The 26,434-nt window shown below is 58.0% G+C and carries 25 protein-coding genes, 4 tRNA genes and 2 rRNA genes; 10 read left to right on the plus strand and 21 right to left on the minus strand.

All coding sequences use genetic code 11. The annotated features are described in order from the left end of the window. The first annotated feature begins 38 nt into the window (after positions 1-38). On the plus strand, positions 39-545 hold the full coding sequence (locus tag ACR3FB_RS15305) for a putative pterin-binding protein (RefSeq protein WP_480566126.1): 507 nt from the start codon (positions 39-41) through the stop codon (positions 543-545). Positions 546-590: 45 nt separating this feature from the next. Continuing rightward, positions 591-3,128: an ATP-binding protein gene (locus ACR3FB_RS15310; protein ID WP_480566128.1), complete on the plus strand. Its 2,538-nt coding sequence runs from the start codon at positions 591-593 to the stop codon at positions 3,126-3,128. Position 3,129: 1 nt separating this feature from the next. On the opposite strand, the gene ACR3FB_RS15315 is transcribed toward ACR3FB_RS15310, so the two are convergent. Next, positions 3,130-4,359: a polysaccharide biosynthesis/export family protein gene (locus ACR3FB_RS15315; protein WP_480566130.1), complete on the minus strand. Its 1,230-nt coding sequence runs from the start codon at positions 4,357-4,359 to the stop codon at positions 3,130-3,132. A gap of 196 nt (positions 4,360-4,555) precedes the next feature. On the opposite strand from ACR3FB_RS15315, the gene ACR3FB_RS15320 reads away from it, so the two are divergent. Genes ACR3FB_RS15320 through ACR3FB_RS15335 form a run of 4 tightly spaced genes read left to right on the plus strand, consistent with a single transcriptional unit; the run spans position 4,556 to position 8,637 of the window. After that, positions 4,556-5,794: an oligosaccharide flippase family protein gene (locus tag ACR3FB_RS15320; RefSeq protein ID WP_480566132.1), complete on the plus strand. Its 1,239-nt coding sequence runs from the start codon at positions 4,556-4,558 to the stop codon at positions 5,792-5,794. Continuing rightward, positions 5,791-6,705, plus strand: a complete 915-nt coding sequence (locus tag ACR3FB_RS15325; protein WP_480566134.1) for a glycosyltransferase family 2 protein — start codon at positions 5,791-5,793, stop codon at positions 6,703-6,705. Before ACR3FB_RS15320 ends, ACR3FB_RS15325 begins: the two co-directional genes overlap by 4 nt. 20 nt (positions 6,706-6,725) lie before the next feature. Continuing rightward, a complete protein-coding gene (locus ACR3FB_RS15330; protein WP_480566136.1) occupies positions 6,726-7,712 on the plus strand; it encodes a glycosyltransferase family 2 protein in 987 nt (328 codons plus the stop codon). 13 nt (positions 7,713-7,725) lie between these two features. Beyond that, positions 7,726-8,637 (plus strand): glycosyltransferase family 4 protein, encoded by a 912-nt coding sequence (locus tag ACR3FB_RS15335; protein ID WP_480566138.1) that lies wholly within the window; start codon positions 7,726-7,728, stop codon positions 8,635-8,637. A 433-nt stretch (positions 8,638-9,070) separates the two neighbouring features. On the opposite strand, the gene ACR3FB_RS15340 is transcribed toward ACR3FB_RS15335, so the two are convergent. Next, positions 9,071-9,526, minus strand: coding sequence for a MerR family transcriptional regulator (locus ACR3FB_RS15340; RefSeq protein ID WP_459431251.1), 456 nt, complete (start codon positions 9,524-9,526; stop codon positions 9,071-9,073). A gap of 71 nt (positions 9,527-9,597) precedes the next feature. Here ACR3FB_RS15340 and ACR3FB_RS15345 point away from each other — a divergent pair, with 71 nt between their 5' ends. Beyond that, the gene (locus ACR3FB_RS15345; RefSeq protein WP_459431252.1) at positions 9,598-10,533 is read left to right on the plus strand and encodes a cation diffusion facilitator family transporter; all 936 of its coding nucleotides are present in this window, start codon (positions 9,598-9,600) and stop codon (positions 10,531-10,533) included. After that, a complete protein-coding gene (locus tag ACR3FB_RS15350; RefSeq protein WP_459431253.1) occupies positions 10,530-11,123 on the plus strand; it encodes a methyltransferase family protein in 594 nt (197 codons plus the stop codon). The genes ACR3FB_RS15345 and ACR3FB_RS15350 overlap by 4 nt, the downstream gene beginning before the upstream one ends. On the opposite strand, the gene ACR3FB_RS15355 is transcribed toward ACR3FB_RS15350, so the two are convergent. Beyond that, positions 11,111-11,461, minus strand: coding sequence for an ArsR/SmtB family transcription factor (locus tag ACR3FB_RS15355; RefSeq protein ID WP_170394730.1), 351 nt, complete (start codon positions 11,459-11,461; stop codon positions 11,111-11,113). The genes ACR3FB_RS15350 and ACR3FB_RS15355 overlap by 13 nt on opposite strands. Before the next feature lie 62 nt (positions 11,462-11,523). Here ACR3FB_RS15355 and ACR3FB_RS15360 point away from each other — a divergent pair, with 62 nt between their 5' ends. Continuing rightward, entirely contained in the window at positions 11,524-12,372 is an 849-nt protein-coding gene (locus ACR3FB_RS15360) for a cation diffusion facilitator family transporter (protein WP_170394727.1), read from the plus strand. 12 nt (positions 12,373-12,384) lie between these two features. Here the strand turns inward: ACR3FB_RS15360 and ACR3FB_RS15365 are convergent, their stop codons facing one another. The 7 genes from ACR3FB_RS15365 to ACR3FB_RS15395 are packed head-to-tail and all read right to left on the minus strand — an operon-like array spanning position 12,385 to position 16,695. Then, positions 12,385-13,737 carry a dihydrolipoyl dehydrogenase family protein gene (locus tag ACR3FB_RS15365; protein ID WP_480566140.1) on the minus strand — a complete coding sequence of 451 codons (1,353 nt, stop codon included), beginning with the start codon at positions 13,735-13,737 and terminating at the stop codon, positions 12,385-12,387. Between the two features lie 21 nt (positions 13,738-13,758). Beyond that, positions 13,759-15,189: a mercury(II) reductase gene (merA, locus tag ACR3FB_RS15370; RefSeq protein ID WP_480566142.1), complete on the minus strand. Its 1,431-nt coding sequence runs from the start codon at positions 15,187-15,189 to the stop codon at positions 13,759-13,761. Between the two features lies 1 nt (position 15,190). Continuing rightward, entirely contained in the window at positions 15,191-15,328 is a 138-nt protein-coding gene (locus ACR3FB_RS15375; RefSeq protein WP_425046749.1) for a hypothetical protein, read from the minus strand. Further along, the gene (gene merF, locus ACR3FB_RS15380; protein ID WP_425046748.1) at positions 15,325-15,711 is read right to left on the minus strand and encodes a mercury resistance system transport protein MerF; all 387 of its coding nucleotides are present in this window, start codon (positions 15,709-15,711) and stop codon (positions 15,325-15,327) included. Before merF ends, ACR3FB_RS15375 begins: the two co-directional genes overlap by 4 nt. Next, on the minus strand, positions 15,708-15,959 hold the full coding sequence (locus tag ACR3FB_RS15385) for a hypothetical protein (RefSeq protein WP_425046747.1): 252 nt from the start codon (positions 15,957-15,959) through the stop codon (positions 15,708-15,710). The genes merF and ACR3FB_RS15385 overlap by 4 nt, the downstream gene beginning before the upstream one ends. A gap of 10 nt (positions 15,960-15,969) precedes the next feature. Continuing rightward, positions 15,970-16,272 carry a heavy-metal-associated domain-containing protein gene (locus tag ACR3FB_RS15390; RefSeq protein WP_170394718.1) on the minus strand — a complete coding sequence of 101 codons (303 nt, stop codon included), beginning with the start codon at positions 16,270-16,272 and terminating at the stop codon, positions 15,970-15,972. A 15-nt stretch (positions 16,273-16,287) separates the two neighbouring features. Next, positions 16,288-16,695, minus strand: a complete 408-nt coding sequence (locus tag ACR3FB_RS15395) for a mercuric transporter MerT family protein (protein ID WP_480566144.1) — start codon at positions 16,693-16,695, stop codon at positions 16,288-16,290. 76 nt (positions 16,696-16,771) lie between these two features. On the opposite strand from ACR3FB_RS15395, the gene ACR3FB_RS15400 reads away from it, so the two are divergent. Then, positions 16,772-17,185, plus strand: a complete 414-nt coding sequence (locus ACR3FB_RS15400) for a MerR family transcriptional regulator (RefSeq protein ID WP_480566146.1) — start codon at positions 16,772-16,774, stop codon at positions 17,183-17,185. Between the two features lie 415 nt (positions 17,186-17,600). Here ACR3FB_RS15400 and ACR3FB_RS15405 read toward each other — a convergent pair whose 3' ends face one another. The 11 genes from ACR3FB_RS15405 to ACR3FB_RS15455 form a co-directional block, all read right to left on the minus strand. Then, positions 17,601-18,236 (minus strand): hypothetical protein, encoded by a 636-nt coding sequence (locus ACR3FB_RS15405; protein WP_480566148.1) that lies wholly within the window; start codon positions 18,234-18,236, stop codon positions 17,601-17,603. 31 nt (positions 18,237-18,267) lie between these two features. After that, on the minus strand, positions 18,268-18,795 hold the full coding sequence (locus ACR3FB_RS15410; RefSeq protein WP_480566150.1) for a helix-turn-helix domain-containing protein: 528 nt from the start codon (positions 18,793-18,795) through the stop codon (positions 18,268-18,270). A 517-nt stretch (positions 18,796-19,312) separates the two neighbouring features. Further along, on the minus strand, positions 19,313-19,522 hold the full coding sequence (locus ACR3FB_RS15415) for a MerR family transcriptional regulator (protein ID WP_480566152.1): 210 nt from the start codon (positions 19,520-19,522) through the stop codon (positions 19,313-19,315). 111 nt (positions 19,523-19,633) lie between these two features. Then, the gene (locus ACR3FB_RS15420) at positions 19,634-20,353 is read right to left on the minus strand and encodes a hypothetical protein (protein ID WP_480566154.1); all 720 of its coding nucleotides are present in this window, start codon (positions 20,351-20,353) and stop codon (positions 19,634-19,636) included. Positions 20,354-20,632: 279 nt separating this feature from the next. After that, positions 20,633-21,802 carry a tyrosine-type recombinase/integrase gene (locus ACR3FB_RS15425; RefSeq protein ID WP_480566156.1) on the minus strand — a complete coding sequence of 390 codons (1,170 nt, stop codon included), beginning with the start codon at positions 21,800-21,802 and terminating at the stop codon, positions 20,633-20,635. A gap of 147 nt (positions 21,803-21,949) precedes the next feature. Next, positions 21,950-22,039 (minus strand) — tRNA-Ser (locus tag ACR3FB_RS15430). Positions 22,040-22,424: 385 nt separating this feature from the next. Beyond that, a tRNA-Met gene (locus ACR3FB_RS15435) sits at positions 22,425-22,501 on the minus strand. Positions 22,502-22,625: 124 nt separating this feature from the next. Then, positions 22,626-22,740 (minus strand): 5S ribosomal RNA (rrf, locus tag ACR3FB_RS15440). A 192-nt stretch (positions 22,741-22,932) separates the two neighbouring features. Then, positions 22,933-25,757: ribosomal RNA gene (locus tag ACR3FB_RS15445) — 23S ribosomal RNA — on the minus strand. Between the two features lie 457 nt (positions 25,758-26,214). Then, positions 26,215-26,290: transfer RNA gene (locus ACR3FB_RS15450), tRNA-Ala, on the minus strand. A gap of 27 nt (positions 26,291-26,317) precedes the next feature. Next, positions 26,318-26,394: transfer RNA gene (locus tag ACR3FB_RS15455), tRNA-Ile, on the minus strand. Positions 26,395-26,434: the final 40 nt, after the last annotated feature.

Consider the following 26,434-nt stretch of genomic DNA (forward strand, 5'->3'; position numbering starts at 1 on the left):
TTTCTGGTTTCTTACGGTCAAAGAAATGGAGACTAAAAATGCGTCTGTTTTTTGCGATCCTCACAGCGGCGTTCACCTTTTGCCTGACGTCTGCGCACGCCGAAGACTTGGCGGCTCCGTCAGGAGAGGTAATTCTGACCATTTCAGGCAACATCGTGCAGACTAGGCCCGACGGGGCGGCGCAGTTCGATATGGAAATGTTGCAGGCGCTGCCGCAACGCAGCTTTGAAACCTCGACGATCTGGACTGAAGGCGAGACCAGCTTTGTCGGCGTTCCCCTTTCTGTCTTGCTGGAACGGATCGGAGCAGAAGGCGAGACGATCCGGGCAACGGCGATCAACGACTACGCGGTTGAGATCCCTGTGGAGTCGATCTCGGAACAGGACCCGATTGTCGCCTATGAGATGGACGGTGCGGCGATGTCACGGCGGCAGAAAGGTCCGCTATGGATCGTATATCCATACGACAGTGACACCAAGTACCAGACCGAGGTGATTTACTCTCGCAGCATTTGGCAACTCGACAGGTTGGAAATCGTTAAATAGCGTGGGGTTACAAAACAGTATGAAGCGGGCGATGCGGGCCAGACATTGACAAGAAATTTCCAAAACCACTCGCGGCGCCGGTGGGCTTTCGGGCTCATCGGCATCGCCGTTCTGGGTGCCCTAGCTTTGGTCGTGTTGCTGTCTGCCAAGGTGATATCCGATCTGCGCGACCGGCAGTCAGCCCGGACAGACAACGTGCAATGGACGCTGACGCAGGTCGAGGTCGAGTTCCTGTTCTACCTCAACGCGCTAGAGGCTGGTGTATCGGATGCAGAGGCAAGCACCGAAAACCTGGACCTTATCCGCCGTCGTTTCGATCTTTTTTACAGCCGTATCGATATTCTGGACACCTCGCGTCTGTTTGAAACGCTGCGAAGTGACCCGAAGTTCGCTGAACCTCTGAGCGACGTCTCCGCCTATCTGGAGGCCTCGGTGCCTACAATCGACGCTGGGGATCGTGGGCTCATTGCGGGGCTGCCGGATCTCTATGACGGCGCGCAGGGGATCGCTCCAAAGGTGCGAGAGCTTTCGGTGTCGGCGATCTCGTACTTTGCAAGCCAGTCGGATCATCGCCGTGAGGAAACCGCGCTCAGCCTGTTTCAACTGGCCGTTTTGTCCGGTGGGTTGTTTCTGACGCTGACTGCGGTCAGCGCATACCTCTTGGTGGTCAACCGCAAAGCTGATCGGCGGGGGCAGGCGATTCAGCAGGCAAACCGACGCATGAATACGATCCTTTCGACCTCATTGGATGCCGTGATCGTGGTGAACGCCGCCGGCACAGTGCTGGAGTTCAACGCGGCTGCACAAGCAATTTTCGGGTATTCCGAGGCAGAGGCCAAAGGGCATTCGATCGGTGAATTGATTGTGCCTTCGCATCTACGCGAGGCCCACAACCAAGGCATGGAGCGGATGCAGAGCGGAGGAGACCGCCACGTCGTCGGCAAAGGTCGCGTCCAGCTTGAGGCGATGCGCAAGAATGGTGAGGTCTTTCCCGTCGAACTTGCGTTGCAATCCGCCCAGGCCGGGGACGAGGAAATCGTAATCGGTTTCGTCCGCGATATCTCACAAAGCGTTGCGGATCAGAAAGAGCTTGTCTCGGCCCGCGACCGCGCTCTTGCCGGGGAAAAGGCCAAATCGGATTTTCTGACTGTTATGAGCCATGAGATCAGAACCCCATTGAACGGGCTGCTGGGCAACCTCACCCTTCTCAAGAATACACGCGCGACCAAACAGCAGTCTCAGTTTGTCCGCAATATGGAGATCTCGGGCCAGATTCTGCAAAATCATGTGGATGCGGTGCTGGATATTGCTCGGTTCGAGGCCGGAAAGCTTTCAGTCGCGCACGAGCCAACCGACCTGAACGCGATGCTGCAGGACCTGGTGGATGGTCAAAGCGGCAATGCGGCCTCGCGCGGCAACTCAATCTCTTGGCAATGGGTGGGTGGGGCCTATCCGCATGTCGCGACTGATGCGCAAAGGTTGCGGCAAATTCTGCTGAACCTTGTGGGTAATGCGATCAAGTTTACCGAAAATGGCCGTGTGTCGATCGAGGTCGAAAGATGTGAACCTTCGGATCAGAGTAAGGCACATGTCTACGAAGTGCGTGTGATCGACACTGGGGTTGGCATCGCCGCGGATGAGATCGACGCCATTTTTGATGACTTCTACACCAGCGACCCCTCTATCGGCCGCACGGTCGGAGGAACCGGGCTTGGTTTGGGGATTGCCCGTCGGTTCGCGCAGGCCATGGGAGGTGAGGTTGGGGCGGAAAGCACATTTGGCGAAGGCAGCGTTTTCTGGCTGAGGGTGCCGTTGCAGCCGTCAGCACGCGACCAACTGTTGGAAGCTGCAAAGATCAACACTGAGACCGTTCGCCCTCTGAACTTGTTGGTGGTCGAAGACAACGAGATAAACCTCGAGGTCATCTGCAACATGCTGGCGCTTGACGGTCACCGTGTAACGACGGCGGAAAACGGGCAGATTGGCGTCGACAGGGCCGGCAGTCAGAGGTTCGACGTGATCCTGATGGATATCAGCATGCCAGTGATGGATGGGCCAACCGCTGCGCGCCATATTCGCAATGGTCAGGGGCAGTCGGCAGATGTGCCGATTATCGCGGTGTCGGCCAATGTCTTGCCAGACGCGGTAGAAACCTTTCGCGCCGTCGGTATGACAGCGTTCATCGGCAAACCGATCTCGCTTGATGCCCTGCGCAAGGCGCTTTCGGTGGTCACGCGCACCGAGGGGCGGATTTTGGAGCACGCGCAGCTGGCTCAGTTGGCAGGGTTACAAGACAGCCTCGGGCCCGACGTCTTTGCCCGCCTGCATGCCAAGTTTATTGCCGAAGGGGATGAGTTCGCTGAACAGCTCGAAACCGGGGCTTTTGACCAGTCAGATTTGACCCAAGTCGCTCAGGTTTGTCACAAACTGGCTGGCAGTGCAGCGACCTTCGGCGCGGAAGAGTTTCGAGTGGCTCTAATTGCGGTAGAGACTGCGGTCAAAGAACACAAAGACATCACTGACAAACTCGCCGCAGTTTCTACCGCTTGGGAGCGGGCGAAAGCATCGCCCGCTCGGGATTGATTTAGGGGGCTAGCAGTGCCGCTGCGCCGACGATACCAACCGCGCGGGCGACCTCGGTCAAGCCGGTCACTTTGCTGTCGTAGCAGGCAATCGCATCACCCGGCAGAACATAGGGGTCATAGTCATCCCGATCCCCACGTCGCAGCAGCTTTTCGATATTGCGTTCAATGACGATCGAGTTCCCCGTCATCGGGTTGCGGGTGAACAGGACCGCACTGCGATTGGCGTTGGTCGTCTTGGCCCCGCCGACGCAATTGGTATCGACTACGGCCTGCAGGTAGCGCGTGCCATAAGGAACTTCACGTACGTCGCGTCCGATGGCCGACTCTGCGTTACCTGTGGCAGGTTGCGTAAGGTTGGACATATAAAGCGTCACGCCGGGCGGGCTGATCGGGCTGGGTCGCATCAAATCATCCTGGAAACACCCTCGGCTATTCACGACGATCTGATCCCCGGTCAGCAGCATAATGTCGGTCGGGTCCGAGCCTTCGAACACGCCGCGTAGGTCCATCCGGTAGATCGTGCCTTGCCGGTGCAGCTCGACCGCTGACAGATCCGCATCCGGGCGCACCCCTCCGGCGGCGCGAATGGCGACGGACAAGTTGCGCGCCTCGGTCGAGGCCCCCAGCACACCCTGACGCCCTCGATCCAGCGCGTCGCCGGGAGTGCCTCCGATCTCGACCGAGTGGGGTTCGAACACTGCGCCTTTCACGCCGACAGTGACCGAGGCGAAATCGCTGATGCGCGCCGTGACACGCGGGGTGTTGTCGTAGAACTGCGCCGCCACCAGAACGCGGGCGACATCCCTCTCCACCTGCTCGGTCGTTCTGCCCTGCGCGCGCACCGGCGGCAGGTAGGGCAGCTTCAGATCGCCATCGCGGGACACAACATAGGTGTCGCTGAGAAGCTCATCACCGTCGATGGTGATCTGCACCATGTCATTGCGCGAAAGCTTTTCGCCCTGCAGAGCGCTAAGCACGGGCTGAGACCATTTGGCAAAGGCGCTTGCGCCCTGATCCCTGGTCTGAGGCATACAGGCGCGCCCATTCATATGTTCCGCTTGCAGCAAGGGCCCATTTGCCCGGCGCCGCGAGGGGGCACGGTACTGCGATTGATAACTGTCGCCTTTTGCGACGGGTTCGATGTTGCGCGGGGTTTTCATGCTGCTGCAACCCGACAGAGCAATCGCACTGACGGCTCCCAATACCAATACTTTGAAATGTCGTGTCATTTTGAACTCTCCTGAACTGCGTCCACAGCTACAGCAGTGTCTTGATGTGCGTCAGACCGGCATCGGGATTGCCATTTATCCCATTCGGATAGGTCGCTCGCCGGATGGTTCTTCCTGCTGTTCGCCCGCGTCTGGGACAGGGATGTCGCGGCCAATTAGAACTGATCCCAACACTGTTTTTTGGACATTTGGCGACATGACTCAGCGATTGGCACATTCCGGTTTCTTGCGGCACTTGCTGGCCTACGCGGTGTCCGAAGTGGCGGCAAAAGCCTCGCGTCTTGTGGTCGTTGTCGTCGTGGCCCGCAGCCTCAGCCCAGAGGCGATCGGTCTGGCTGCTGCTGCCCTTGCGGCGGGGGATATCCTGAAGGCGTTGACTGAAAACGGCGTGGGGCAGAGGATCATCCAAGCCCCGCAGGCCGAGCTGGAACAACGCTGCAAAACCGCGCATCGTATTTTCTGGGTCTGGTGCGGGGCGCTGTTCTTGCTGCAACTGGCTATCGCTGCGTTCCTCTACGCGATAGGGCACGAGGCGCTGGCGCTGCTGCTCGCCATACTGGCGGGAGAGTACCTGTTCATGCCCGCCGGTCTAGTACAGGCCGCGCTTGCGATGCGTGAGGGCAAGCTGCAGCAGACCGCCGCCATTGCCGGAGGGCAGGTGGTTGGTGCGAATGTCATGGCGGCGCTGCTGGCGCTGCTCTGGGCCTCGCCGCTGGCTTTGGTGCTGCCCCGCTTGCTGGCTGCTCCGATCTGGCTGGTCCTAATGCGCCGCCTCCGCCCTTGGGCGTCGGACACCAAACAAGGATTTGCCGCCCTTCGCCCCTTTGTTGGGTTCGGCTGGGCCGTTCTGGGGGTCGAGATCGTCAAAGTTCTGCGTCTGCAGGCCGACAAGCTTGTCGTCGGCGCGATGCTGGGGGCCGAGAGCCTTGGCATCTACTTCATGGCTTTCAACGCTGGGCTCGGCTTGGCGACATCGTTCACGCAGGCCTTTTCAGTCGTTCTTTTCCCACATCTTTGCGCAGCCCCGGATAAAACCAAGGCGCTGCGTTATGGGCTCGGCACGTCCCTCCTGGTGCTGAGCCCGCTGGTTTTGCTGCAAGCCGCCCTTGCGCCGGTCTATGTGCCGCTGCTGCTGGGGGCCGAGTGGCAACAGATTTCACCGGTAGTCTCAGTCTTGTGCCTTGCCGCATTGCCAAGCGTCATCTGGTCGGCCGTGGCCGGTTGGCTGCGGTCCGAAAATCGCGCGATTACTGAGCTGCGGGTCAGCGCGGCTCTTGCTTTCGCATTGATCCTCAACACCGCGATCATGTCGCCGTTCGGGCTGATGCTAGTGGCGATTGGGTACCTGCTGACCAGTGCTGCCCTGATGCTGACGGCATCTTGGGTGCTGCTGCCTCGGGATCACAAAGCAACAGAAAGGCTCGGCTTCCAATGACCCGATTTACCATCATCGTGCCGTTTCACAAAGATGCGGATACAATTGCCGACACGCTGACCAGCATTCGCACGCAAAGCTTCACGAATTGGGAGGCGATCTGTATCGGCGACTGTCCCTCAAACGCGTGCCTGTCCATCGTGCTGGATCACATCGCGCAAGACCCCCGTATCCGGGTCGCAAGCAGCCCCTTTGATGGCCCAAGTGCCGCCCGCAACTATGGGGCCGAACTGGCCAAGGGGGACGTGCTGGCGTTTTGCGACGCAGACGATCTTTGGCACAAAGACAAGCTGGCGCAGCTAGACGAAACCTTCCAACTCGCCTCAACGGATGCGGTTTTTGGGCAGATCCGGTTCTTCACGGATCGGCCCGGAGATTCTCAGACATGCTCGACGGTTCCTAACGCACCACTGACCACTCAGGACCTGTTGGCTGAGAATCCAGTCTGCACCATGTCCAATCTTTCGATCCGCCGTGAGGTCTTCAACGCGGTCGGCGGGTTGGACACGAGAACGGTGCATAACGAAGACTTGGAGCTGTTGATCCGCCTCGCAGGCGAAGGGTTCACCATCAAGGGGGTCAATCAGTTCCAAGTTTGGTATCGCACCAGCGCCCGGGGCTTGTCGTCGGACTTGAACGCAATGCGCGCTGGGCGGGCCTACGCGGTCAAAACAGCCGCATCATATGGCGTGTTTCCGTCGCGGTCGTCTGAGGCCATCTATCTGCGCTATCTCGCCCGCCGAGCGCTGCGGTTGGGGCATCAGAGTCAGGCTCTGTCTTACACACGCAACGGCTTGAGCCTGCATGCGCGCAGTTTCCTTCTGCCCCTGCACCGAGGACTGCCCACCGCAGCAGCGGCCGCGCTGGCCCCGATCCTGCCGCAAGCGATCAAACGCGCGTTGTTTTCATGAGAATTCTGAAGGAGATCACCATGCCCACAGCATCCATCGTCGTACCCGCCTACAACGCCGAAGCAACCTTGGCCGAAACGCTCGCCTCACTGCAGGCGCAAACCTATGAAGATTTCGAAATCATCATTGTCGACGATGGATCGCAGGATGCGACTGCCGAGATTGCCCGCGCACACCAAAGCGACCCAAGCGTACGACTGGTCCAGCAAGCCAATCGCGGGCTGGCGGGGGCCAGAAATACCGGCATCGCTGCCGCGCGTGGTGCATTCGTCGGCTTTTGCGACGCCGACGATCTGTGGATGCCCGAAAAGCTGGCGGCTCATATTCACCATCTCAAGGCCGAACCGGATGTGGGGGTTAGTTACTCCGGCAGTGCCTTGATCAACGAGGCGGGGTGCGCGATGGGGATCAAACAAGCACCCCGCCTGAAGGATGTGACCGCAGCACATGTTCTGAACCGCAACCCAATCGGCAATGGATCGGCGGCCGTTATTCGAAAGACGGTGCTGGAGGCTCTGGCCTACCGCCCGAGCTTTGAAACCCAGCGGGATTGGGTCTTCGATGAGACATTCCGCCAGTCCGAAGATATCGAATGCTGGATGCGGTTGATGTTGAAGACCGATTGGCAGATCGAAGGTGTTCCGGGGCTTCTAACCCACTACCGGATCAACGCAGGCGGGCTTTCGGCGGCTTTGGATCGCCAGTTGGAGGCGTGGGAGCGGATGGTCGCGAAGCTGCGCCCGCTGAACCCTGAATTCTTTGCCCGGCACGAACCCTCGGCCCGTGCTTATCAGCTGCGCTATCTGGCGCGGCGGGCCATCACCAACCTCGATCAGGACACAGCTTGGGAGTTGTTTGCGCGCAGCGTCCAGGAAAGCCTCCGCCCGGTGCTTGAGGAACCTATGAAATCGTTCAGCACCTTCGCCGCGGCCCTTGTGTTGAAAACGCTTGGACCCGGCCCGATCACCCGGCTGGGACAAATGAAATCCAAACTTCAATCGATCTGAGAGAGGGGTCATCATGGAACAGAAAAAGATCCTACACCTGGTAGACGACACCACAGCGGGTGGCGTGATGCGGATGCTCGACCATCTTTTGGCGCAATCAGATCTGTCCGGCGCGGTCGAGCAAAAGGTGTTGAAAGTCAAACGGACAGCATTTTCTTGGGGCAAACTGAATGCGGATGTCATCGTGTCCCACGTCGTACCAAGTTGGAGAAGCCTGCCCGCGTTCTCGGCCCTTCGCGCAATGCATCTGGACACGCGACTGGTCCATGTCGAACACAGCTACACCCGGGCATTCACCGCCCTGAATGTCCCGCACAAGCGCCGGTTCTTTGCGATGCTGCGGGTGATCTATTCCTTCTTCGATCAGGTGGTCGCGGTCAGCCATGCGCAGTCGGATTGGATGAAGGAACGACGCCTGGCTGCTTCGGAAAAACTAACCGTCATTCCTCCGACCGTTGATCTTGAGCAGTTGTCTAGCAACACGATGCCGCCCAAGTCAAAGACCACAATTGGTGCCATCGGGCGGCTTGAACAGCAGAAAGGGTTCGACATCCTGATCCAGGGCTTTCGGTCAACCCGAACGCCGGGCGCGCGCTTGTTGATCTTTGGTGAAGGCAGTCAGCGTTCATACCTTGAGGCGTTAGCAGAAGGTGACCCGCGCATCGAATTTAGGGGTCATGCCAAAGATCCAGCAGAGGCTTATCAAGCCGTCGATATCATTGCGATTCCCTCGCGTTGGGAGGCTTACGGACTTGTGCTGGACGAAGCGCTTGCCGCGAAGCGCAATGTGATAGCCAGTAAAGTTGATGGGTTACGTGACCGTGAAGGAGATACGAGAGTTTCATTCTGCAACCTTAACCCTTATGATTGGCGACTTGCGATCAATAATTTTCTGCTTTCCAACACTATTGAGAAAAGCAGCTGAATCAAAATTTGACACTGGATCTTTTGCGTTTTTGCCGAGCCATTCGCTGCAAAGTCAATTGTGATTTCAAAGAAATTGCCTGAGTCCAGCTTTGCGTTTTGTGCGCGAGCCTACTTAGCGCAGTACATTTTGGTGACCTCTTTGGACTGCGAGCGGTCATTGCCTTGTGCTAAGTGGACGGCAGCTATGTCCGCCTAGCAGTCACCCGGCATAAATTGATGAACGACTGCTCCGACCCCAGGGCGGACTTTCATGAGGAACAATCGCGCCGCACTGCGGCCAACGGCAGGTTTGTCCGCAATTCGGACGTCCGCTGTAACTTGCTTGAACGTCTACTTTGCGGACAAAGCGTGCATTCGCTGCGGCTGCGCCAACGGCGGCTTTCGGTCCTTCGACGAAACCGTCGATGTTGTCACAAGCAACTGAATTTCGCCTAGCTTCCGGATAAGTCTGCGCTACCGTCCGGCAGATCATGCGCACCGATACAGAGCCGGTGATCCCCCAGAACCTCGATGACGCGACACTCTCCGGCGTGGCCTGGATCGTCCGCACTGGCCATCCGCACCAGTTCTTCCCGAAGCTGCGCGAGAATGGTCATGCGCCGGTCCACCGCCGCGAGCTGCTTGCGTGCGATCTCATGGGCAGGTGCGCAATCCTCTGACGGGGCTTCTGCCAAGGCCATCAGATCGGCGATGTCATCGAGCCCGAAGCCCAGTTCCCGCGCGTGACGGAGGAAAGCGAGGCGTTCGAGCGCCGCTGCATCATAGCGCCTCTGCCCGCCTGTCGTCCGCGCCGGTGCCGGTATCAGGCCCCGGCTTTCGTAGTAGCGGATCGTCGTCACCTTCACACCCGTCCGGCGCGACATCTGCCCGATGGAATATTCTTTCATGTCGCCTCTTGAACCTCCAGTCGCTGTAGATCGTATCTACACTGAAGTGATACGAATCGAAAGGAGCTACTATGGGGCACGGCCATCATCATCACGTCGATCCGGAAGCGGGCGACCGCCGGGTCTTCGCCGCCATCGCAGTCAATATGGGCCTGACGGTTGCTCAGATCGTCGGCGGCATCGTTTCCGGTTCGCTGGCGCTGATCGCCGATGCGCTGCACAACTTTTCCGATGCAATCTCGCTCATCATCGCTTTCGCCGCCCGGAAAATCGCGCGGCGACCTCGCGATGCCGACATGACGTTCGGCTACGGTCGGGTCGAGGTCGTGGCCGCGCTCATCAACTACACCACGCTGATCGTGATCGGCCTCTACCTGCTCTACGAAGCCGCGATGCGCTTTGCCGATCCGCAGCCGGTCGAGGGCTGGCTGATCGTCATCATCGCCGGAATTGCGCTTATCGTGGACGCCGTGACGGCTGCGCTGACCTACGCCATGTCCAAATCCAGTGTGAACATCCGCGCGGCGTTCCTGCACAACGTCGCCGACGCGCTCGGCTCCGTCGCGGTGATTGTCGCTGGCACGCTGATCCTGCTTTACGACTGGCGGCTGATCGACCCGCTCGTGACGGTGCTGATCGCAGGCTACATACTTTGGCAGTCGTTCCGGGAAATTGGCCCGGTGATCCGTATCCTGATGCTCGGCTCACCACCGGAAATCGAGACGCAAGCGGTGCTGGAGACCGTGCGCGGAATCGACGGGGTGACCGGCATCCACCACGCGCATTTCTGGCAGATGGACGAACACCGAGCGGCCCTCGACGCACATATCGTAATAACCGAGGGCCGTTGGTCCGACGCAGACGCGGTGAAGGAGCGGATCAAAACAGCGCTGGCAGACCGCTTCGACATCGAGCACACAACGCTGGAGCTGGAATGCGCGCGCCACGCCTGCGACGACCCGTCCGAGTTCGGCGGGCGCGGGCATGGCGAGGAGCGGCACGGATGACCGACTTTGCTTCCGTGGCGCTGACCGTCGCGCTTGTCTGTGAAACAGTTCTTATTGCGATGCTGCTTTGGTCGATCCTTGTCCCATCCCGCCGTCTCTGGCCCCCGCAACGGGTGAACTGGCTCAGCCAACTCATGGTCTGGCTCCCGACCCTCGCGGTCTTCAGTAGCGCGATCCTTGTGGGCTCCGCCGGATGGAATGCTCTGGATTGGCCGCTCTGGCTTCGTTGGAGCGTAGGCCTGCCGCTGATCATGGCGGGCAATGCCGTGGTCTGGCCTGCTGCCTTGGGCATCGGCCTCGACGCGACCAGCGGCGCGGAAGCCGAGCTGAAAACCGATGGTTTCTATCGTTGGTCGCGCAACCCGCAATACGTGGCAGACATGGGCATCCTGGTCGGATGGGCAATCCTGTCCGCCACTCCCGCTGCGTTGATCATCGCGACGGGCGGTGTGGTCGCCTTTGCTCTCGCCCCTTTTGCCGAAGAGCCATGGCTGGAAGAGGTCTATGGCGCGCCCTACCGCACGTATCGGAAACGGACGCCGCGGTTTTTCGGGTTTCCAAGCCGACAGAACGCTGACTACTCTGTGTAGCGTTCGCAGTCGCCGAGCCCGGTCGCGGTTGAGGCAAGGAGCCGATCCGCGGCACGGATCAGCTCGGCAACCCGCCTGTCCGCCAGGCGATACCGGACAAATCGACCTTCGCTGCGGCGGCTGACCAGCCCGCAATGCAGAAGGCAGCGCAGATGGTTCGAGACATTGGGTTGCCCCAACCCAGTATGAGCGACAATCTCCTGAACGCTGCGTTCGCCCGCCACCAGCGCATCGAGGATCGCCAGACGGCTGGGATCGCCGAGGCCCCGAAAGAGCTTTGCCCGCAGTTCTAGGGCGTCGGGTGCCAAAAGATCGTCTTGAACGTCTTGCGTCGTCATATCATTATCCACTGATACGTTAGCGGCGGCACTTTTGCTCGCCACTTTGAAGAGGATCGCACATGAACCAGGCCGAGAACAGCACGTTGCCGACGGCCTCCACGCCGATCCGAATGCGGGTGCAGGGCATGGACTGCGCCAAGGACGCGGCCGAGATCGAGCGCGCGGCCCGGTCTGCGGGCGTGGCCGAAGGCGATGTGAAGGTGTCTGCCGCAACCCACGTCATGACATTACGGATCGCGGAGGGTGACTTGTCGAAGGTGCGGCCCGCGCTCGATGCGACCGGCTACGGCTTTGAGAAGATCGAGGACGGCGATACATCCTCCGATCCGGCCTACAAGGACCCGAGTTATCGCCGCGCCCTCTGGATCGTGGTCCTGCTCAATCTCGGCTACGGCGTGGTCGAGATGTTCGGCGGGTTCCTGTCCGGGTCGCAGGCTTTGAAGGCGGACGCGCTCGATTTCCTCGGCGACGGCGCGATCACGTTTCTGGGCCTGCTCGCCATCGGTTGGAGCCTGACATGGCGTGCGCGGTCAGCGATGATCCAGGGCGTGTTTCTGGGGCTTCTGGGCCTCGGCGTCGTCGGCAGCACGCTCTGGCGTGTCCTCAACCAAACGACACCCGAAGCCGGGTTGATGGGAGCCTTCGCGGTGGGTGCGCTGATCGTGAACGTCCTCGCGGTCCTGCCGCTGCTGAAGCACCGCAAGGGCGATGCCAACATGCGGGCCGTCTGGCTGTTTTCGCGCAACGACGCCATCGGCAACCTCGCCGTGGTCATCGCCGCCGGGCTGGTCGCGTGGCTTGGCAGTGCATGGCCCGACCTGATCGTCGCGTTCGCGATCGCGGGGCTTTTCCTGCATTCGTCGTGGATGATCATCCGCGACGCGCGGAATGATCTGAAGGACGAGTAGGGGGCGCTTGCGTTAAAGAAGTGACCCCAAGTCCGATCCGACACTTGGATAGGCCGCCGTCATCGACTGAAGCTGCTTGGCCGTCAGGCCCAGCTTGATCGCCAACCCGAAGAAATTGATCAGCTCGCCGTATTCCGGGCCGAACAGGTGCGCGCCGAGAATCTTGCCATTCGACCTATCGACGAGGATCTTCGCGGCGGCGGAGGTTTCGCCGATCCGATAGTTCGAATACCAACCGCCAGTGTCGGTGAACCGGACATCTATGTCATGCCCGGCGTCCCTTGCCTCGCCTTCCAACATGCCGACACGCGCCACTTCCGGAACGGTGAAGACGGCCGTCGGAATACCGGCATAATCCGGTGCGGTTTGCGCGTCTTTGAGCATGTTGGAGGCCGCGACCTTCCCTTCGATCACTGCGACCGGCGTCAGCGGCATGCCATCGGTGTCGGCGGAATCTCCTGCGGCATAGACCGCGCTGTTTGTCGTGCTTTGCAGATGGGGGGCTACAACGATGCCCTTGTCACTGTGGTCGACACCAGCCGCCTCAAGATTCAGGTCGGCCAGGGCTGCAACCCGGCCCGCGCCATGCACGACCAAATCGGTTTCGATTGTCCGGGTCTGATCGCCCGACGCAACCTCGACAGTGAATGCTCCACTGGTTTCCGCGACCGAGACGATTTCGGTCTCGCGCATGAGGTCCACGCCGATACCGGCGCCGCGCTGGACCAGCATGTCGACCAAATCGGGATCGAAGCTGCCCAATGGGTGGGCCCCGCGATCCACAATGATGGGTTTGGCTCCGGCCCGCGCCGAGATATGCGCGAACTCAAAGGATACGAAGCCGCCACCGATGAAGAGAATCCGTTCGGGAAGGGCCTCAAGGTTGAGGAAATTCGTGCTGTCGATCACGAGATCGGCCCCTGTGAAGCCGAGCGGCCTGGGCATGGCACCGGCGGCGACAAGGAACCGCTTCGACAGATATGTCTTCCCATCAACCTCCAGCGTGTTGCTTCCCGTGAAGCGGGCGGCTCCATGCAGGGTTTCGACGCCATTGCCCGTCAGGCCTTTTTCCATCTTGTCCGGCACCGGATCGGTGAAGCCGCGCTTGTGGGCCATCAGATCGGCCCAGTTGATCGACAAATCGCCGGGATCGATCCCCTTGCCCTGCATGAGCCGTGCCGCGTCCATGATTTCCGCACCGCGCCGCAGGATTTTCTTTGGATCGCAGCCGCGCAATGCGCAGGTGCCGCCGAAGGGCAGCGCATCGACAATGGCCACACGCCATCCTGCCGCGCCACACTTGTTGGCCGCAGCCACGCCCGCCATGCCTGCCCCGATGACGATCAGGTCGTAGTCTTCGCTCATTTTCTGGTCCTAGTCTTGGGTCTATCCGGCGCAGCAGCTCAGCTTCGCCACATCCATGTCGAATGTCTGGGCCGCCAGCTTCAGCGCTTCCACGGTCGTCAGATACGGGAAGATCGTCTCCCCAAGTGCCTTTGTGGTCATGCCGAACTTCAGCGCCATAACGAGAGTCTGGATTGTATCGGACCCCTCGGGCGCGATGATTTGGCCACCAAGCAATCGGTCCGTCTTTCTGTCCGCCATCAGTTTGATCAATCCGCGCGTGTCGCGTGCGGCCAGCGCGCGCGGCACCTGATCGAGCGGCACGATGGACGTCTTTACATCGAAGCCCGCGTCCCGCGCCTGGGCTTCACCGAGACCGACGCCCGCGACCTGCGGGTCGGAAAACACCACCCAGGGCATCGCGGCGTTGTCGTAACGATGATCCTCGCCGAGAACCGCGTTTTTGGCCGCGAGCTTTGCACCATAGGCCGCCATATAGACAAACTGGTCACGGTCGGTCACATCGCCTGCGGCATAGATGCCTCGCACCGATGTCTGCATGTCCTCGCCGACGACGATGGACCCACGCGCGTCTGTTTCAACGCCGATTGCGTCCAGGCCCATATCTTCGGTATTGGCCCGCCTGCCAGCGGTCGAAACGAGGTGATCCGCTGTCACTTCGACAGGCTTTCCGTTCTGGATCACGCGTAGTGTCACGCCGGCGTCGTCGCGGCGCACAGTGTCGTAGCTTAACCCGGTCAGAAGGGTGATGCCTTCGGCCTCGAACGCCGCCGCCAATGCCTCCGAGACCTCTGGTTCCGCGCCGGGCAACAGATGCGAACGGGCGACAAGCGTGACCTTCACGCCCATGCGGCTCATCATCTGGGCCAGCTCCGCGCCGATGTAGCCCGCGCCGATGAAGATCAGGCTTTTCGGCAGTGCTTCGAGTTCCAGAAGACTGGTGCTGTCGAGCGCGCCGATGTCCTCGATGCCGTCGATGGTCGGCAGGACGGGACGCCCGCCCGTGGCGATGATGGTCCTCGGTGCTTTCAGGGTTCGCTCACCGACTGTCACGCCACCTTCGATCAGCCGCGCGGGACCGGCGTCGATGTAATCGACACCCTCATATTCCGGCAGAAGGTCCGCGTATTTCTTCTGGCGCAGGGTCGCGACCAGATCGTCTTTGGACTGAACGAGCATCTGCCAATCATCCACTTGTGCCCGTCCCGACAGGCCGGGGAACCGCTTGGCAGCCCCCGCACCGTGCACGGCCTCTGCCGCACGGATCATCGCCTTGGAGGGCACGCATCCCACGTTGACGCAAGTTCCGCCGATCGTGCCATGTCCTACGAGGGCGACACGCTTTCCGGCATCCGCGCCGGTAATTGCGGCGGAGAACCCCGCCGATCCGGCCCCGAGGACGATCAGGTCATAGCCGCCCTGTCCATCGTCGTTTTTGTTCAGGTCTTTCATCTCATCGCGCCTCGCCATAGTCGGGGTTGTTCGATTTGGCAGCGAACAGATAAATGATCGCGCCGATGGCGATCAGCGGTGTGAGCATGCCGAGAAGGCCGAAGACCATGCCGGTGGCGGTGCAACATCCCATCATCATGAAAGCGATCCTTTCTTTTGCGCACGGTTCAGGAGAACCGCGTAGAGGGCTGTGGCGGCGAAAACGCCGATTGTGATCCGTATTGCGAACCTGAACTCGAGGAGAATGATCAGGATCGACAGGGCTGCCGCGAGGCCGGTGGCCCAGAATTTCGGGGCCGGTCCCGATTTGCCAGCGCGCAGCCAAAGGGCCTGTGCCACCACGGCGAGGCTGAAAAACAGCAGCGGGAACAGGGCGTAATCGAGCCAGCCCGTGAGGGCCGACAATCCGACGCCAGCGACGATGACGACCAGAAGCGGTGTAAAGCAGCAGAGCGCGGCGAAGAGCGCACCGCCAAGCCCCCATTTCAGCAGACGGTCGGAATTTTCAGGTGTGTCAGTCAAGGATCCGTCTTTCTCTGTGATGGGTCGGGGCCGGAGGCGCGTTTCATTTGCGAACGACGCAGTGCGCGGACGATCAGGTAGGTCAGACCCGCCAAAACCAGCACGGCAATGCCACTCATTCCAGAGAGCCAAGCCCCAACGCCGCCGAACAACGCTGCAAGCACGGCAGTTCCGCCGCCGCAGCAGACGACCACGACCGGAGCTGCTATTCCGAAGGCCAGCAGGCCACCCATCAGATTGTCACGCATTGCAGACGGCTCAGGAGGCTGTGTCGGGCAGCACCTGCGCCGGATAGCCATTGGCCGTCACCGCGCCGATGATGCTTTCGATGGAAGTCTCGGCGTCATCGTAGGTCACGCTGTAAACACCCTGCCCGTATTCGGGGCCGTCCTGGAATGCAACGATCTCGACCGATGGCACACCACGCATCGAACTGGCAACAATGAACGAACAGGACGGGCATGTCAGTTCGCTGACGGCAATCTCGACCTGGCGCTCTTCAGCGAGGGCCGGAGTCGAGAGTGCGGCGATGGTCAGGGCGGGTAGCAGGAGGTGCTTCATGGTCGTTGTCCTCGTTCAGAATTTCAGGATGAAGGGGGTGATGTAGGGAAAGATCATGGCGACAGCGACAATCGCGGAAGCGGCCCAGAGGGTCGCCCGCATTATGCGGCGGTCGATGGGGCGGACGCAGGTGCCATCGGCGCAAGCCGCCGCGTCCACAGGCTTGTAGGCCTTGTAAAAGCCGTATCCCAAGAACGCGGCGCTCAGCGCGAAGGTGTACCATTTGTAGGCATAGAGCGCTCCGAGCTGCGCGATGAACACTCCTGTCACGCCAAAGCTGACCAGAACCAATGGAAGGATGCAGCACGAGGTCATCGCCAGCGCGCCGAGCACACCGAGGCCGGTCGCACCCCATCCCTTGGTGGTTTCGTCGCCAGACTGCTGTGACCGAGATTGCGGCAGTTCTGCCAAATGTCGTTCCATCGAATCGTCCTTGAACCGGTATTTCTACCGTTCTACGGTCTGTAGTTGATACAGGCTCAAGGGATTTTTCTGCAAAATGAATAACGGACGCGTGACTTCACTCCGGCGGGTCGATCTAGCCCGCGCTACGGGCTGCAATCTCGAAACCATCCGCTATTACGAAAAGATCGGCATCATGCCGGACCCGCCGCGCAGCACGAAAGGCTATCGCAGCTACGATGACGCCCATGTCAGACGGCTGAAATTCGTCATGCGGTCGCGCGATCTCGGGTTTTCTCTCGAAGAGGTTCGCGGGCTGCTCGGGCTGGTCGATGACCAGTCCCGGACATGCGCCGAGGTTCAGATCATCGCGGAAGAACATCTGACTGACGTTCGAGCCAAGATCGCGGACCTGCAGCGCATCGAGCATGTCTTGTCGGACACAGTTGCGCGATGCACCGGCGATGCTGTCCCAGAATGTGCGGTGATCGACGCGTTACTTGATGCGTGAGCAGATCAGCATTTGATTTGCGACCGCTGCGGCCCGAGGATGAAGCCGCCATTGGCCGCAACGCAGAAAATCGGAAAGATGGGCTCGGAGCAGCCATCCAAGCACTTCGCTCGAACGACCGCTTTGCCTTGCTTGCGAGGCAGTGCCGGGTCAGTCGATCAAATTCTGCAGTGCCCTGTCAGCGCGGATAAGTTCATTGATCGTCTTGCGCATTTCCGCGCTTTCTCTCGACCGTTCCCCATGCTTCCAAGACGGATGGCTTGGCCCAGCAGCGTGCCCACCTCTAGCCCCATGCATGCGACAAACACTCCAGCCCTGAACAGCGGGTGCGCGACATCGCTGGCCCGTGGACTTTGCCGTGGCGTTACATCTGGGTGCATTCCTGAGCCGTTTGGTGGGGTCCATGAGGTTGTCGTCACTTTTTGTCATTGGACCGCCCCCCGCTTTGAACGTTGCCAACGATAGCCTGACCACCTTGTTTGACCTCGACGCGTTCGACACGGACAGTTTGATCCGCCTTGGAGCGATACCTCTTCAGGCTTTCAACCTGGCTCGTGAAGGTCCGCGCGAGTTTGTTAAGAGCCCGTTCCGCTGAGTCTTGCTGTGGGAGAGTTTTTACGTGGTTCAGGCGCCGTGCCATCATCATCGTGGCCTGATGGATCGCGCCCATCTGGATCGCAAGCATGGCTTCGATCTCGTCTTGCGGCTTGACCCCGGCAACAACGGACATCACGAAGTTCGATGCGGTCTCAGAAACAGGGCTGTTCTGTTGCCCGAGAGTCGCGACTTGATCCATGACACCTTCGAAGAACCGGTGGTCTGCTGTGCCCAACTCATGCATTGCCAAAGCACAGGCTGCGTTTGGGTCTGGCCCTTTGTGCCCGACGGTGAGCCTTCGCGTCTCCTCCTCGAAGTTCAGCTTGATATCCGGGGCCCTGACACCTGATCTTTTTCGATCCCTCAGATCAGCAATCGCATTGGTCTCCGCTTCTGTGAGTTCGGATTCCTTTCTCTGAATGTCGCCGCCTCGGTCTTTCTGTGTCTTGCTCATGTCCGCCTCGCGTAACAGGGAGTGGTTAGTATTAGTGTTCCGATTCAGAACCGAAGGACCGACGAAAAACCGGCCTGACGGGTTCTGATTTGGAACCATGCGGGGTCTTTGGGTTCTCAAACGGAACCACAGAGGATGCTGACGGGTCCGTACCAGAACCGCGTTTTGTTTTTTCGGGCTGCCAGAACCGCCAGTCATTGGTGGCAGCTTTCTTGCCGGACCGGGTCTGCGTCGCCTTGGTCGTAAATCGCCACTCATGGGCCCGGCGATGATACCAGTTGCCTTCCTGCTCGAGCACGAGGAAGCCTTTGTCCTGTAGATCTTCGAAAGCCCGCTGAACCGTGGCCTTGCCCAGTCCGAGGATTTCCGCCGCTTCGTTCATCGACAGAAACACCTTGCCGTTGTTGCCGCCATTGAAGCGGGTGTGAAGCTCCAGCCAGAGCTTCACTGCAGGTCCAGACAGAGCCCGCCACGCCGGGGATTTGATCATGGCGTAGGGCAGAGGAACATATTGCCCTTCAGCCGACCGTTTGCCCTTCGGAGACCGCCGCCTACTCATCGCGACACCTCCGTGGGAAATGCTCGGGCAAACTATCCAGTTCGGGTATGTCACAGTTGATATGCGCCCGGACGAGCCGGGTTAGGCCGGATTTGGACACACAGTAGCCGAGCGTGTCCCACGCCGCTCCCCCGGCCGGAAATTGGGATCTCTGGCGCTGAAACAGCCATTGGACGCCGTCCCGGCATACGGCGATGCGGTAGATACCATGGCGCAAGAGCTCGCCGTTGTAGTTCTCATCGGTTTCTCGATGATCGGTTTGGGAAAGAGGGCCAGCGTCTGGCCCCCTATCGTGACTGGAAAGGTTCGATTTGGAAAAGGACATATCAGCCATGCTCGATCCGTCCTTTCCGCACGATCACCCGTTCCACCGAGTGGCTCAGGGGCGACCAGTAGTACCGGCGCTCGTTTTGTCTTGTCGGCGCGGGGCATCCTGTGGCATCAACTGAACTTGCTAGGGTGGCAGTTGATGTCACTGGAAAAGCCCCATCTCCGCGCTTGGAGTTGGGGTTTTTCATTATGCAGCCTCATTGTTGGGATCGGTGCGACGGGCCGAAAGCCAGGCGTTCAGATCAGCGCCGTGATAGGCGATCCGCCGACCGATGCGGATAAAGGCCGGACCGCACATGCGGTGGCGCCATTGAGCCAGCTTTTCCCGGTTTCCCAGCAATTGCATTTCAGGGTCTTCTGGGAAATAGACCCGGTCGTCACTAAAGACGTTTGCCATCGTTGAAATCCTCTTGGATCAGTTGCGATGGCTCCCAATTATGGGCAGCTTTACCGAAGTGTCACCAGACTTTTTCCTGCGCTTAAGCGTCTTCCCGAAGTGAGAAAATGCCTAAGCGTTTTTCCTGAACACCGCTTCGTACCTCGATTTGAAGGGCTCCTCTGACCGCAGCGCCGTTCCGTGGTCCGCATGAGTTTTTTGCGACTTAGGGAAGTCCTTTTGCTTCTCAATTGTCTTTTCCAGAGCTTGCTCAACTATGCGTTCTTCACTGAAAAATCCGACCGCGTCCGACAGCTGCTCGATTTGCTGCATCAGCAATTCCAGGTTTTGGAGCCTGCGTTCTCGTGATGCACGCGCCCCGGCTTCTCCAGCCTTTTTACGGGTGTTTGTTGCGAGAATTGCAGCCTCTTCTGTGCCACCCGCTATCGACTGAATTTCCTTGGTGAAATAGCCTGCAGCAAATTCATCTTTCGTCACGAACTGGAACAAAAACAAATGAGCAGCAAGGCTAGCGAGCGAAGAATCTGAAAAATGGTTGAGGCAGTATTCGAACTCGGCGACTGCAGACCAATTTTCTCCAAATTCGCTTTGCAGCCACTCAACGTGCTCTTCGCCAACCCATTCCAGGACACGAGGCGAGATCCCCAATGTGCCCTTTGATTTTACTCCTGCTTCCACCAAAGCTTGATAGCATACAGCATGAACATCATCTTCGTTACATCTTCTGAACATCGCGGACATTGTTCTTGCGGGATCATCATCTGAACCAAACAATTTCTTGAAGCGCTGCGGGTAGCCATAGTGCTCGCCGTAGACTAAACCGACGGGCATCGATTTTAGAAAGCTGCGCGCTGCCTCCTCAGTAGGAAAGTAGGATGCACCTGAAGTTTCTTTGTCTAAGCCAGTTAAAGTTGCGATCTAGACCTCCCAGACAGTGTCTCCTTCCTCAACACCATCAAAGCCTTCAATGAAATAGCCTCTTAGAAACTCGGCAGACGGAGCCAAACCTGATCCGACAACAATTGGCGCGATACGATGCTCAATTATTTCTGTTAGTCTGTTCGGTTTAGTCCACTTGGTGTTTTTTATCACTTAAAAGACCCTCAGAATCTAGTTGCAAACAGTGTTGCTCCATCGTTCGAAAAGTGCTCGCCGCCTCTCCAACAAATCCGACCGCGCATAGGCCCGCTCCACGTCGGACCCAACCTGATGAGCCAATGCCGCCTCTGCCAATTCACGCGGTGCATTGGCAGCTTCCGCTGCCCAATCCCGAAACGAACTGCGGAATCCGTGTACGGTGACGCCATCCTGCCGCATCCGGCGCAGCAGCATCAGCATGGACATGTTCGACAAGGGCTGATGCCGCTTTTGCCCTTCGAACACATAGTCAGAGGCCAACACGCGCAATGGCTCCAGAATGGCCAGCATTTCGTCGGTGAGAGGAACACGATGGACCTGCCCGCCTTTCATGCGCTCCGCAGGGATGGTCCACAGGCGCGCATCGACATCGACCTCGGGCCATTTCATCTCAAGCACCTCTGAGGTCCGGCAGGCGGTCAGAATGGTAAACTGCAACGCCTTGGCGGCCATGGCTGAGCGGGTCTGCAACTCGGCATAAAACGCAGGCACCTCCTGCCACGGCATCGCATCATGGTGCTGGACCTTGGCTTTGACGGTGGGCAGCACCTTGCCTTCGCGGATCGCGGTCACCGGGTTCTCCCCAGATCGAAATCCCTTTGACTTTGCCACGTCGAGCACCGTCTTGATCCGCTGAGACAGTCGCTTTGCGGTTTCGTGTTTCTCAGTCCAAATGGGCGACAAGCACATCAGCACTTCGGGCTGATCGATGCTGTCTACGGGCATACGGCCGATCTTGGGGAAAGCGTAGTCGCGCAAGGTGTTGAGCCACTGCTGTCCATGCTTGGCATTCTTCCATGTCGGCAGGCGGTCGATGTGGACCTGTCGACTGAGCTCTTCGAACGTTGGGATTTCGCGCTGGGCGTTAAAACGAGGGTTCAGTCCCGATTTTGCCATGCGTCGATATTCGAGGGCTCTTTCTCGAGCTTGGTTTAGTGTGACGACATCAGCGCCACCTAACCCGAAATCCGTTCTCAGCGGTGCACCCTTGCGGTTCTTCTGCCCTTTGACCGTTACGCGTACAATCCAGCGCCGTGCACCTGATGGATCAACAACAAGGTACAGGCCAGAACCGTCGCCATGCCGACCTGGGCCGAGATTCTCTACCAGTTTCTTTGTCAGCTTCCCGCTGAGCGCAGCCATGAAAATACCACAAAATATACCACTCAATGAAAGATACTAGGGACAACTAAGTAAAACTCAAGATGATACTATGAGATAGTAAGTGCCGATTATTTATAAGAATACGGCACGTTAAATACGCCATACCAATTCACTGAAATAGGTAAATGGCGGAGACGAAGGGATTCGAACCCTCGAGACGGTTTCCCGTCTACTCCCTTAGCAGGGGAGCGCCTTCGACCACTCGGCCACGTCTCCGCCGACGGGTATATCCGCGCAAGCAACGGAAGTACAAGGCCATTTCTTCAAGGATTAGAATTTTTTACTGGCCCGCGTGAAGCTATTGAAATAGCACGAAATAGCGCTGTTCGACCAAGGGCACCGACCCGTTCAACCCGCGCGGTACAGTTCACGATCATGACAAAACCACAACAGAATCGAAGCTTTTGAGCGTAGCCGTTGCATGTAGTCCAATTGAGAGACTGTAGATCACAGGGCGATCGCAGTATGCGGTCAGAATAGCCAAGCTATCCTAGGCGTTGCCGTAGCAAAGTCCCATATGAGCCTGACGAGGTATTTTTGCTACAAAAACAGTTCGCTTGACTGTTTGTAGTCTGATCGGGCTGTTTGGATTTTCTGACGCTGGTTGCGGGAGTAGGATTTGAACCTACGACCTTCAGGTTATGAGCCTGACGAGCTACCGGGCTGCTCCATCCCGCGACACTTTGCGTTGGTCTACCGCCTATTCGGCTACTTGAGACCATTTGTTGGCCTACCGCTTACGCTACTTGAGGCCGTGTAGTGTTCTTCTGATCGTATTAGAGAGACTGTGGGCTTTTACTAGGTTTGGCGGTGACCTACTCTCCCGGGGCTTAAGCCCAAGTACCATTGGCGCGGCAGTGCTTAACTTCCGGGTTCGGGATGGGACCGGGTGTTTCACTTGCGCTATGACCACCAAACCGAGGAAAAGCCCACGTCACGTCTTTGCCTTTGGCAAAGCGCGACGCGCAGGGGGAAGCGTCTTTTGTTTACAAAAGGCGCGTTCCTGCACGGTTATATAATCAACCAACATCGCGGCTTGGCGCTACGACGTCATCCATTGTCAAGGTCGGTGTATGCTTTTGGTTTGATTTGTCTTTCTGTTACTGGATCAAATCAAGCCTATCGGGCGATTAGTACCGGTCAACTGAACGCATTACTGCGCTTACATCTCCGGCCTATTGACGTGGTGGTCTTCCACGGCCCTCAGGGAGACCTTGTTTTGAGGGGGGCTTCCCGCTTAGATGCCTTCAGCGGTTATCCTGTCCGATCATAGCTACCCAGCACTGCCGTTGGCACGACAACTGGTCCACCAGTGGATCGTTCACCCCGGTCCTCTCGTACTAGGGGCAACTCCTCTCAAGTCTCCTACACCCACGGCAGATAGGGACCGAACTGTCTCACGACGTTCTAAACCCAGCTCACGTACCTCTTTAAACGGCGAACAGCCGTACCCTTGGGACCTGCTCCAGCCCCAGGATGAGATGAGCCGACATCGAGGTGCCAAACACTGCCGTCGATATGGACTCTTGGGCAGTATCAGCCTGTTATCCCCGGCGTACCTTTTATCCGTTGAGCGATGGCCCTTCCACTCGGGACCACCGGATCACTATGGCCGTCTTTCGACTCTGCTCGACTTGTCAGTCTCGCAGTCAGGCTGGCTTCTGCCATTGCACTCAACGAGCGATTTCCGACCGCTCTGAGCCAACCTTCGCGCGCCTCCGTTACGCTTTAGGAGGCGACCGCCCCAGTCAAACTACCCGCCACGCAGGGTCCCGGATCCGGATAACGGACCGCGGTTAGACATCAAGAGTGCGAAGGGTGGTATCTCAAGGGAGGCTCCACGGATACTTGCGTTTCCGCTTCAAAGCCTACCACCTATCCTGCACATCACAATCCTGATGCCAGTGCGAAGCTGTAGTAAAGGTGCACGGGGTCTTTCCGTCTAACCGCGGGAAGCCTGCATCTTGACAGGCAATTCAATTTCGCTGAGTCGATGTTGGAGACAGCGGGGAAGTCGTTACGCCATTCGTGCAGGTCGGAACTTACCCGACAAGGAATTTCGCTACCTTAGGACCGTTATAGTTACGGCCGCCGTTTACCTGGGCTTCAATTCAAGGCTCTCACCTCTCCTTTTAACCTTCAGGCACCGGGCAGGCGTCAGACCCTATACGTCGTCTTGCGACTTCGCAGAGCCCTGTGTTTTTAATAAACAGTCGCCACCCCCTGGTTTGTGCCCCCAGCCCCTAGTTGCCTAGGAACCGGGCCTCCTTCTCGCGAACTTACGGAGGTATTTTGCCGAGTTCCTTCAACATCGTTCTCTCAAGCGCCTTGGTATGCTCTACCAGTCCACCTGTGTCGGTTTAGGGTACGGTCTGATGGAGGGCTATTTCCAGGAACCACTCAGCAGCCCAATCAATCCGATAAGATTGAACTACACTTGTGATCCGTCACATCCTCCTGGCCTAGGAATATTAACCTAGTTCCCATCGCCTACGCCTTTCGGCCTCGGCTTAGGGGCCGGCTTACCCTGCTCAGATTAGCTTTAAGCAGGAACCCTTGGACTTTCGGCGAGTGTCTCTCACACTCTTTGTCGCTACTCATGTCATCATTCTCACTAGTGATCTCTCCACGGGATCGCTCACGCGCCCGCTTCATCGAAAGAACTCGATCCGTCATTACATCCAAGTGGATGCAAATACGGATGAGTTCTATGTCACACTACGCTCTGCTACCGATGCTTACGCATCCCTAGACTTCGGCTCATGGCTTGAGCCCCGTTACATCTTCGCCGCAGGACAACTTATTTAGACCAGTGAGCTGTTACGCTATCTTTAAAGGATGGCTGCTTCTAAGCCAACCTCCTGGTTGTTTTGGTCGTCCCACCTGCTTTCCCACTTAGCCATGAATTGGGGGCCTTAGTCGTAGGTCAGGGTTGTTTCCCTCTCTACGGACGTTAGCATCCGCAGTGTGTCTGCCATCTAGTACTCCCGGGTATTCGGAGTTTGGTTAGGATCAGTAAGCCTGTGGGGCCCCATTACCCATCCAGTGCTCTACCCCCCGGGGTATTCGGATGACGCTCTACCTAAATAGATTTCGCAGAGAACCAGCTATCTCCGAGTTTGATTGGCCTTTCACCCCTAGGCACAGCTCATCCCGATCCTTTTCAACGGATGTGGGTTCGGTCCTCCAGTAAGTGTTACCTTACCTTCAACCTGGCCATGCCTAGATCACTCGGTTTCGGGTCTGATCCCACGAACTCATGCGCCCTATTAAGACTCGCTTTCGCTACGCCTACACCTAACGGCTTAAGCTTGCTCGTAAGACCAAGTCGATGACCCATTATACAAAAGGTACGCCGTCAGATCTCGAGGATCCTCCGACTGATTGTAGGCGTTCGGTTTCAGGTACTGTTTCACTCCCCTCGTCGGGGTGCTTTTCACCTTTCCCTCACGGTACTGGTTCGCTATCGGTCAGCAAGGAGTACTTAGCCTTCGAAGGTGGTCCTCCGATCTTCAGACAGAATTTCACGTGTTCCGCCCTACTTAATACGTCCATCAAAGCTTCCTATACGGGGCTGTCACCCGCTATGGCCACGCTTCCCAACGTGTTCTAGTCACTTATCTGGCTCGGCTGGTCCCCGTTCGCTCGCCGCTACTAGGGGAGTATCAATTGATTTCCTTTCCTCCGGGTACTTAGATGTTTCAGTTCCCCGGGTTTGCTCTTAAAACCCTATGTATTCAGGTCTTAAGTACCTGTTTAAACCCCATATTGAGTATCAAAGATAACAATATGAAGCTTTCAGGTGGGTTGCCCCATTCAGAGATCCATGGATCAAAGCTTATTCTCAGCTCCCCATGGCTTATCGCAGAGTATCACGTCTTTCATCGCCTCTTGCTGCCAAGGCATTCACCAAACGCCCTTCTCGCGCTTGATTTGATCCAGAAAGAGAAAGACACACGATAGTTGTGCTACCGCCTATTCGGCTACTTGAGCACAAGTATGTCAATCGCGACCGCCCAGCTGGTAACTAAAGGCGATCTTTCTTCTGAACCAAAAGCATACTTTCCCGCCTTCCATCCTGGAACCCGCGCTGCCGATGTCGGTCGGCCCCACGCAGAGGATAGAAGACAATGCATAACCGTTAAGTTATGCGGGTTAGTGTACTTGACTTGGACAACTCTGTTCGTTTCAGCCGGGATATTCAAAGAGGGACGAGGAAACATCCCCAATCGAACCTCCTCCGAAGAGGACCAACTGAGATCAACGCCTCACTCGGCGCGATCAAACAGTGTTGATTGATTTCTCTCTATACGATGTCAATGCCTCCGAAGAAGCGACGTCCAATCGGACGGTTAAGAACCAAAAGGTGCTTAACGATCTGATCGGATAAATGGTGGAGCCTAGGAGGATCGAACTCCTGACCTCCTGAATGCAAATCAGGCGCTCTCCCAGCTGAGCTAAGGCCCCATTCAGGTGCTACGCACCCTAATCTAGTGGTGGGTCGAGGAGGACTTGAACCTCCGACCTCACGCTTATCAGGCGTGCGCTCTAACCACCTGAGCTACCGACCCAGACAGGCCGGTCGGCCTGATGTGTTCTGAAGAGATATGA

This window comes from Ruegeria sp. AO1 (genome assembly GCF_056535985.1).